This window comes from Klebsiella sp. CSG-1 (assembly GCF_056521145.1).
The window spans coordinates 1-637 of record NZ_JBWNLD010000038.1 but is presented as its reverse complement, the minus strand read 5'-3'; the positions used below and the strand labels follow the sequence as shown (position 1 = coordinate 637).

Annotated in this window: 1 rRNA gene; it reads left to right on the top strand. The window is 54.6% G+C overall.

From position 1 onward, the window contains the following. Window positions 1-637: ribosomal RNA gene (locus tag AC007G_RS28300) — 23S ribosomal RNA — on the top strand; the annotation flags it as partial.

Genomic DNA, 637 nt, shown 5'->3' with positions numbered 1-637 from the left:
TCATCTTCGGGGGTAGAGCACTGTTTCGGCTAGGGGGTCATCCCGACTTACCAACCCGATGCAAACTACGAATACCGAAGAATGTTATCACGGGAGACACACGGCGGGTGCTAACGTCCGTCGTGAAGAGGGAAACAACCCAGACCGCCAGCTAAGGTCCCAAAGTCATGGTTAAGTGGGAAACGATGTGGGAAGGCACAGACAGCCAGGATGTTGGCTTAGAAGCAGCCATCATTTAAAGAAAGCGTAATAGCTCACTGGTCGAGTCGGCCTGCGCGGAAGATGTAACGGGGCTAAACCATGCACCGAAGCTGCGGCAGCGACACTATGTGTTGTTGGGTAGGGGAGCGTTCTGTAAGCCGTTGAAGGTGGCCTGTGAGGGTTGCTGGAGGTATCAGAAGTGCGAATGCTGACATAAGTAACGATAAAGCGGGTGAAAAGCCCGCTCGCCGGAAGACCAAGGGTTCCTGTCCAACGTTAATCGGGGCAGGGTGAGTCGACCCCTAAGGCGAGGCCGAAAGGCGTAGTCGATGGGAAACAGGTTAATATTCCTGTACTCGGTGTTACTGCGAAGGGGGGACGGAGAAGGCTATGTTAGCCGGGCGACGGTTGTCCCGGTTTAAGCATGTAGGCGGAA